Here is an 8,256-nt window from a genome sequence, read left to right as displayed (position 1 = left end):
GGACAGGACCATTCCAGGCAGCCCTGATGGAAGTGGGCACGGAGCCGATTCTTCATTGGCGGAGTAAAACAGACAGCAGGACGGAACCGAACCTAAATGCACAGGAAACTGCGCTTCAAAAAAAGATCGGCAGACTATACAACACTTAAGTGAAAAGAAAATTTAAATGGCAGGATTAAGCATTTGCTTCTTCTTTAACCGCTAATTGCCCACAGGCGGCATCAATATCTTTACCACGGCTACGGCGAATATTTGTATTGATCCCCTGGCTTTTCAAATAATTGGAAAATGCATCAATTTTATCGCCTTCAGCATTTGTGAAATCCGCAAAAGAAATGGGATTATATTCGATCAGGTTTACCTTACAAGGAATATGTTTACAAAATTTTGCTAAATCCATGGCATCAGAAATTTCATCGTTAAAATGATTAAAAACGATATACTCGTATGTTACCGGGTTTTTGGTTTTAGCAAAGTAGTATTTAAGTGCATCTGCCAATGCTTTTAGTGAATTGGCCTCATTGATAGGCATGATCTCATTACGCTTTTTATCATCAGCAGCATGAAGCGAAAGCGCCAAATTAAATTTTGCACCATCATCACCTAATTTCTTGATCATTTTAGCAATACCAGCCGTTGAAACTGTGATGCGCTTGTAGCTCATATTTAAACCGTCTGGAGCAGTAATACGCTCAATAGACTTTAGTACGTTTGCATAGTTTAAAAGTGGCTCTCCCATGCCCATATACACAATGTTGGTAAGGGGATTGTTATAATTCTCCTTCGCTTGTTTATCTATTAATACTACCTGGTCATAAATCTCATCAGCATTTAAATTACGCTTACGGTCCATGTAACCCGTTGCACAGAATTTACAGGTTAAACTACAGCCTACCTGTGAGCTAACACAAGCAGTCATACGATCCTCTAAAGGAATCAAAACGCCCTCTACAATATTACCGTCTGCTAACCTGAAAGTATTTTTAATGGTATGGTCGTTACTGAACTGAGAATTGTTAACCTGAACCGCATTAATGGTAAAAGTCTCATCTAATACCTTACGAAGATCTTTAGAAAGATTACTCATCTGCTCGAAACTCGTAGCCGATTTTTCCCAAAGCCATTGGTAAATCTGCTTAGCCCTAAATGCAGGCTGTTGCATTGCTACAAGGTGTTGCTGCAATTGAGGTAGATCCAATGCACGGATATCGGTTTTTTTTGCTGTTACCATTTGTTGCAAAGGTACTTAAAAAAGCCAGAAGGTAAAAAGGTAGGGGTTATAAGGCCGTTGGATAAGACGGAATTTTACAATTGGTTGGCTTATCTTCCTCTGCCTCTTGAGTTTGACTTACTTATAGATTTACCTTTTGTAGGTCTCGAGTTTCTGTTGCCGGTATTGTTTTTGCCAGCAGGCTTTGAGCCTGAATGAGCACCTGGTTTTTTGCCCGAAGATTTTTGGCCTGATGATTTTGCTTTAAATGATTTTTTGGGTTGTTCTTCCCTAAGTTCAGGGATTTCTTCCCAGGCATTTGCTTTTTTCTTAGTGCTTTTGGATTTTGCTTTAGCTTCAGAAGATGAGTTTTCAATACTTTTAGTGATGCTTTTCATTTCATCTTCTGTAAGTTCTCTAAATTCTCCAGTTGGAATACCTTTAAGATTGATATTCATGATACGTGTACGTTCTAGTTTGGTTACTTCGTAACCGAAATGTTCGCACATTCTACGGATCTGTCTGTTTAAACCCTGAATTAAGATAATATTGAATACAAATGTGCTGATCTGGCGGACCTTACATTTACGTGTATTTACACCGAGGATCGGAACACCATTACTCATTTCGAAAATAAAATCTTCGGTAATAGGTTTATTAACTGTGACTACGTATTCCTTTTCGTGCTTATTCCCTGCTCTTAAAATTTTGTTCACGATATCGCCATTGTTGGTCAGAAAAATCAGACCTGACGAATCTTTGTCCAATCTGCCAATGGGAAATATTCTTTCACTATGGTTTACATAATCAACAATATTATCGCGTACGCTGCCTTCAGTTGTACTAGTAATGCCAACAGGCTTATTAAACGCTAATAGGATGAAATTACTTTCTTCCTTGGGTTCGATATTATGGCCGTTAACCATCACTTTATCTCCTACAAAAACCTGATCGCCTACCTTAGCCCTTTTTCCATTGATAAAAACAGTACCTTTTTCGATATAACGATCTGCTTCACGGCGTGAACATAATCCACTTTCGCTGATGAATTTATTTAAACGGGTTGCAGCATTATTGTTCATGCTGCAATTTTACGGAAATAAATTGTGTTATCCATTCTCCATACTGGCAACAAATGAATGAATGATACTTTTAAGCGTAGCTAAAGTTTCATTTTCGATGATTACTGCTTCGCTAGTGATTTTAGCTTTTGCAAATGAGATGAGCAGGGGCGATACCTTCGCTTCAATTACCGTTAATATATCGATGATAGATTGATAGGCTTTCTCTCCTTGAGTTGAGGCAACCAGTGCTAAAACCGGCTTCTTAGAAAATGATGCTGAACTTACGGTCCAATCGAGTAGGTTTTTTAACGAGCCGGGTAAGCCCATAGCATATTCCGGCGTAGAAATGATGATACCATCTGCCAGCCGGATGCTTGACCGAAGCGCTTCGATGGCATGCGGTGGATTTTCTTGATCTAAATCAGGATTGAAATGTGGAATATCTGCAATTGAAGGAAAGCTTGCTACCTCAAAATCTTCACCTAAAAGCCTAGAGATAGCTGTAATGTACAGTGCATTGGTTGATACCGCTTTTGTGCTTCCTGAGATTGCCAATATTTTTTTCATTGTTAAAAGTAGCAAAGCGAAAATGGAATACAAAAACAAACACGTAATACAACCGTCATTTCAAAAGAACAGAGAAATGCACCAAATCTGTATCCAATGAAATAACGGTTGTAGCAGGTATTACTTAAAAATTATGATCATCTGCACTCGGACCATAACTGCCTGGTAAAGGAATATTTAATAACCTCAAATAAACTCCTAGTTGTGCACGATGGTGTGCGGTTTGGCTGAGTGAATGACGGATGGTTTCATATTTGGTATAATCCGCTAAAATCTGTTCGCCATTTCTCAAGGTCCATTTTTCGGATAATATACCTTCATTTGCTTTTTCAAGTTCCGCTTCGCCGTTGGCATAGCTTTCTTCCAAAAGCTTAATCAAATCTGCAGCAGTTTCGATCTGTTTCTCCTCGTATGGTGCCGTAGCGAAATCAAGTCCATCAGTGGTGAGGGCCATTGCTACCCAACTTGGTAATTCTGCAATATGGCTGGCCAACGATTTCATTTTCATACTTTTTTCGTGCGGAGCCCAATCGAATTTTTCTACGGGAACAATGGCCAGGAATTTTTTTGTAGTATTATATTCTGCCGCTAATTCTTTCAATAATAATTTAGTAATATCCATATTTTTCTGTTTTGTTTTTTCTAAAGTGTTTAAATCCATTAGTAATAAATCTGCTATACTCATGATTTCGATGTTTAGTTACACAAAGAAAATACAGCTCACTGACAGCCCTATGGCAGTGTGAAAAATATTTTTTAATAATTTACAGGAAGCAGATGCATGTATTCGCTCAGTGGCATGTGCTGTGTTTTTTTGAAGGGGATACCTAAATTTTTAAGGCAGATAATTCGCGTGAGATTAAAATCACGGTATTCGTTACGGTAATGGCACCATGCAATTAAATGCCAGCTAAAAGCATAGAAAATTAAGCCAATCGGCTCTACTTCTCTTTTGCTCACTTCTTCTTTATTGTTTTTATAATTGAGCTCGATGAGGTGTTTTTCTGCAATGGCGTGCTGAATAAGCGATAGATATTCAAAATTAAAATTTAACCTTTCTGGAATTTGTAATTTAATATGTTGATTTAAGGTTTCAAGCTTTTCTTTCTGACCTGTTTTTAATACCGCCTTTACTTTGGTTAATGCTGTAGAATAATGGCTACGGATAGAGTTATCGGCAAATCCATTCACTAAACTTTCAACCAATAGCAGCGCATTGGCTTCATCCATATTAAAAGAAACCGGTGGCAGGAAATAACCTTGAACCAGATAATAGCCTTTATGCTGCTCAAAACTTACTGGTATGCCCTGTTCTCCTAAGGCTTTAATATCTCGATAAACCGTGCGTATGCTCATATCAAACCTTTCCGCAATTTTTTCTGCGCTAATGTATTTTCTGGATTGAAGCAGGGTTAAAATTCCGAAAAGTCGGTCGATACGGTTCATAGTTTGTTTTTTTAGGCAATTAAAATTAAAGTTTTTTAATCAATTTTTCTTGTGGTACGTTATTTGTAAAAGATAAATACATATCATTTCTAGAGTTAAACCGTTATAATTAGGGTTTATCATGCACAATCTGAATTAAATGGCTGTTATACAAAAGCGTTTCTTCCGGGCAATAAAAAGTAAAGTAATTATAGGTTTTCTGTTTGCCTGTTTTGCATTGCTATTGGCCTGGGGCATCAGTAAATTTGCTTTTACTCGGATGCTGGATACCGTTGAAGAAATTTCGGCCCCGAATGATCGCTTAAGGATCGTAAATGACCTTTCGCATAAGATTGCCCGGTTAGATCAGTTACAGAGGGATGAAGCCTTCAATAAACAAGGTAATTATAGTTTTCTTAAAGAATCACGTAAGTTAAGGAGTAGTTTAGATACCTTAAGTAAATTGTACAGGGGTGATTCTGCCCAGTTGGCGCGGATAAAGTCGATAAAAAATCTGTTAGCCGACCGCGACAAACAATTTATCAATTACTTAAAAGTGAGGGAAACGTTGGTGAATACCAAATCATTCTCTGACGAGGTTCAGAAATTAAATGAGCTTGTTGCTACGCGTACCAGGCAGACGGACAGTGCGGTACTGACCACCGAGACAACTACATCAACCACTACAGTTGCGCCTGAGGGAGAACAGAAATCGAGAGGTTTTTTGAGTAAACTTTTTGGAAAGAAGAAATCAGAGGTGTATAAAATTATTAATGAGGAATTTAAGGTAAAACGCGATACTTTAAACGCGAAGGCTGAAGATAGCATTATGAAGAGTATGACGGGCTCGTTAAAAAATATCGAACTGGAGCAACGTCAGAAAAGTCAGAAATTTTTAAAACGTGAAGCAGATCTATCAAGTGCCAGCAATGCCTTAACGGCCCAGATGTTGCAGATTTTAAGAGAGGTTGAGGGCGAAGCGGTGGCCCAGGTAGATTTGAATGGTATACAGGCTAAAGAAGTGGTTAACGATGGGATTACACAGATTACAACCATTATCATTATCTTTTTTCTATTAACCGTTATTTTGCTGTATCTAATTTTGGCAGATATTACAAAAAGCAACAGATATAGAAGGGAGTTGGAACTTGCTAAAGATGAGGCAGAATACCATGGTAAAGCGAAGCAACGGTTTCTGTCCAATATGAGCCATGAGATCAGAACGCCGCTGCAGTCTATTTTAGGCTATGCAGAGCTGATTACCCAACAAGATATACCGGATAAGAAAGATGTGGATGCTATTTATCAGTCTTCCATCCACTTACTTCAAATTGTTAACGAGGTATTAGATTACAACCGGATTATTTCGGGCGAATTTAGCTTCAATAATCAGGCCTTCAACATCAAAAAGGCCTTAAATGAAGTAGTTTCGGTAATGCGGCCCTTGGCAGAGCAGAAATTACTTCAGTTAAACACCGCACTTGATCTTGCCGATTTGGAATTTGTAAAGGGCGATGCTTTTAGGCTAAAACAGATTTTATTTAACTTATTGGGTAATGCTGTAAAATTTACTTTGAAAGGTGAAATTAAGCTCTCAGTATCATACAAAAAGCAAGGAGAGGATTTGCACTTTCATTTTGCCATAAAGGATACTGGGATAGGATTTGAAGAAAAAGATATCCCTAAAATATTTAATGAATTTGAGCAGATAGAATCTCCTGAAAAATATATTATCAACCAGGCTGGTACAGGTTTAGGGCTACCTATTGTTAAATCTTTGATTGAAACACAAGGAGGAAGGATTTATGTGAAAAGCAAACCCGGCATTGGCACCACATTTAATATTTACATGAAATATGAAAATACCACTGAGCGTCTAACCGATACTTTAGATTTAGAACATTATGCGATTGTAAATCCAGGCACGGTTTGGGTAATTGATGATGATAAACTTATTCTCGATTTATGCGGAATGATTTTTCAGAAAAACAAAATCCCATTTAGGAGTTTTACCCAAGTGGCCGATATTTTACACGCAGAACCAGAACCCGATTTAAAGTATGTACTGGTTGATATGCGAATGCCCGAAATGACAGGTTTTGAACTTTGCCATTTATTAAAAAAGAAACTCCCGGCTCACGTTAAATTTTATGCCATTACTGCGCAGGTTTTACCTGAAGAACGTGAAATGGTTTTGAGTGAAGGTTTTGATGGCCTGATTATGAAACCATTTAGAGCGGTAGATATCCTTTCTATATTTGATCGAACTGAAATCATTTCAGAACAGCCTGAATTTGATTTTTCTTCGATTGAGAAAATGACCTTTGGCGACCAGCAAATGCTGGAGAAAATATTGAACCGCTTTAAACAGGATTGCATAGATGATGCGGCAACACTGAAAAAACATTTAACCGATCATGACGCTGATCAAGCCAGGCTACTGGTACACCGCCTTGCAGGGCGCACGGCGCAGATGGGTTCGAAGACTTTGGCACATGCATTTCGTGTTCTGGAAGTAGAAATTGCTGAAAAAGGCTTAAACAATAGCATTAAATCTGAGGTTTTATTACAGATCGGAAAACTGGATAGTTTAATTGCATTTATAGAAAAAATCGACTACGCCAATGCAGGGTAATTATTCTATGCCGTAGCGTTCCATTTTAGCATAAAGGGTTTTACGGTCGATGTTTAAAATCTTTGCTGCTTTTGATTTGTTATGCCTCACTTTGATTAACGTTTCAGTAATCAATGCTTTTTCGTTCTGTTCGTTAAGGGCTTTCAGATCGGATGAATTGCCCGGAGCTGACTGGTGGCGGACAGAAATTACCATTTCATCAGGTAACGCGCTAATCTGTGCAACATCGCCTGGGCTCAATAAAACCATGCGTTTAATCACATTGCTAAGCTCGCGCAGATTTCCTGGCCAATCGTAACTAAGCAAAAGTGCTTTTGCCTCATTAGAAACACTTTTAACATTCCGTTCTAAATCGCGGTTTGATAGCTGTATAAAGTGGTTGATAAATAGTTCTAAGTCTCCACCCCTATCCCTCAACGGTGGAAGCTGGATTTTAAACTCATTTAACCGATGATATAAATCTTCTCTAAACTCTCCCTGTTGCATACTATTGGCCAGATCATCATTCGTAGCTGTAATGATGCGAACATTAACAGGAATCTGTTTAGTGCTGCCTAGAGGCTGAATCACCCTTTCTTGTAATGCCCTGAGTAATTTAACCTGCACTTCGTAGCTCAGGTTGCCCACCTCATCTAAAAACAAGGTTCCTCCGTTTGCAGCCTCAAACTGGCCTTTTTTATCATTTACCGCCCCTGTAAATGCCCCTTTTACGTGTCCGAATAACTCGCTGGCAGCTAAATCTTTCGATAATGCACCGCAATCTATTGCAACGAAAGGTTTATCAGAACGTTTACTTTGCTGGTGCAGGGTTCTGGCCGCAAATTCTTTCCCTGTGCCACTCTCGCCCTGTATAATTACCGACATATCTGTTGGGGCTACCAAATTAATATGTTCATACAGTTTATCTGCAATTGCACTTTTCCCTTTTATAAAATCACTGTTTGTTTCTTTTGGTTCAACGCTTTTTAAATCCTTTTTAGCTAAAGAATTTTTGATCACCATTAATAACTCATCAGGATTAACTGGCTTGGTAATGTAATCAAAAGCACCCAATTGAATAGATCGAACCGCAGTTCTCACATCGTTAAAACTGGTCATTACGATTACAGGTATAAACAGCCCCAAATCACGGATGTGGGTAAGCACTTCAAGGCCTGTTCCATCGGGAAGACGGTAATCGATTAAAAGTAAATCGAATTCATTGGCTTCAACTTGCTTAAATGATTGCTTTACTTGGGTTACGAGGGTAATTTCATGACCGTTTTTTGTTAAAAAACCATCAAGTAATTGAGCAAATGTGGTATCGTCTTCTAAAATCAGGATTCTCGCCATGTAACAAAAATAAGAAAAGCCGG

At 38.4% G+C, this 8,256-nt stretch carries 7 protein-coding genes; 1 reads left to right on the top strand and 6 read right to left on the bottom strand.

What is annotated here, in order from left to right; translation table 11 throughout:
- Positions 1-175 precede the first annotated feature (175 nt).
- From rlmN to HDC90_RS18600, 5 genes are all read right to left on the bottom strand, one after another.
- Complete coding sequence (rlmN, locus tag HDC90_RS18620) at positions 176-1,231, bottom strand: 23S rRNA (adenine(2503)-C(2))-methyltransferase RlmN (RefSeq protein ID WP_184469062.1); 1,056 nt, start codon at positions 1,229-1,231, stop codon at positions 176-178.
- Between the two features lie 89 nt (positions 1,232-1,320).
- On the bottom strand, positions 1,321-2,292 hold the full coding sequence (gene rluF, locus HDC90_RS18615; RefSeq protein WP_184469060.1) for a 23S rRNA pseudouridine(2604) synthase RluF: 972 nt from the start codon (positions 2,290-2,292) through the stop codon (positions 1,321-1,323).
- Positions 2,293-2,319: 27 nt separating this feature from the next.
- Positions 2,320-2,841, bottom strand: a complete 522-nt coding sequence (locus HDC90_RS18610) for an NADPH-dependent FMN reductase (protein WP_184469058.1) — start codon at positions 2,839-2,841, stop codon at positions 2,320-2,322.
- A 124-nt stretch (positions 2,842-2,965) separates the two neighbouring features.
- Positions 2,966-3,526, bottom strand: coding sequence for a DinB family protein (locus HDC90_RS18605; protein ID WP_255497747.1), 561 nt, complete (start codon positions 3,524-3,526; stop codon positions 2,966-2,968).
- Positions 3,527-3,597: 71 nt separating this feature from the next.
- Positions 3,598-4,287 carry a YafY family protein gene (locus tag HDC90_RS18600; RefSeq protein ID WP_184469057.1) on the bottom strand — a complete coding sequence of 230 codons (690 nt, stop codon included), beginning with the start codon at positions 4,285-4,287 and terminating at the stop codon, positions 3,598-3,600.
- A 139-nt stretch (positions 4,288-4,426) separates the two neighbouring features.
- Between HDC90_RS18600 and HDC90_RS18595 the strand changes: the two genes are divergently transcribed.
- Positions 4,427-6,901 carry a hybrid sensor histidine kinase/response regulator gene (locus tag HDC90_RS18595; RefSeq protein ID WP_184469054.1) on the top strand — a complete coding sequence of 825 codons (2,475 nt, stop codon included), beginning with the start codon at positions 4,427-4,429 and terminating at the stop codon, positions 6,899-6,901.
- Here the strand turns inward: HDC90_RS18595 and HDC90_RS18590 are convergent, their stop codons facing one another.
- Positions 6,902-8,233 carry a sigma-54 dependent transcriptional regulator gene (locus HDC90_RS18590; protein WP_184469052.1) on the bottom strand — a complete coding sequence of 444 codons (1,332 nt, stop codon included), beginning with the start codon at positions 8,231-8,233 and terminating at the stop codon, positions 6,902-6,904.
- Positions 8,234-8,256 lie beyond the last annotated feature (23 nt).

This window comes from Pedobacter sp. AK013, assembly GCF_014205835.1.
Classification (GTDB): domain Bacteria; phylum Bacteroidota; class Bacteroidia; order Sphingobacteriales; family Sphingobacteriaceae; genus Pedobacter.
The sequence above is the reverse complement of the archived record's forward strand: the minus strand, read 5'-3'. Positions and strand labels throughout refer to the sequence as shown.